At 74.0% G+C, this 358-nt stretch carries 1 protein-coding gene; it reads left to right on the forward strand.

The genetic code is table 11. The features are described from left to right. Nucleotides 1–197, forward strand: a 197-nt coding sequence (locus DBV35_RS29495; protein ID WP_205648952.1) for a WhiB family transcriptional regulator, incomplete at its 5' end; no start/stop codon positions are given. Nucleotides 198–358: the final 161 nt, after the last annotated feature.

A 358-nucleotide genomic window follows, 5' to 3' on the forward strand; every position in this document is an offset into this window, starting at 1 on the left:
CGAAGTCCCGCTGCGGCGGCTGCCCGCTCCGGCAGGCCTGCCTGGACGGCGCGCTGGAGCGTGCCGAGCCGTGGGGCGTGTGGGGAGGCGAGATCTTCGACCACGGTCGGGTGATCCCGCGCAAGCGCCCGAGGGGGCGTCCCCGCAAGGCCGACCTGGAGCGCGACCGGGCCCTGGCCCTGGCCGCGAGCCGCTGACCACAGCCGTACCCGCGCGACCCGCACCGCGGCGCCGCCGACCCACCAGACCCGAGGAGACCGAGACATGAACGACCTGAAGCCGGCACCGGCCGTGCGACCGATTCCCCGCACCGACCGTTCGTCCCACCTCGTGAACCAGGAGAACGTGATGACGCAAC

It is taken from the genome of Acuticoccus kandeliae, assembly GCF_003073115.1.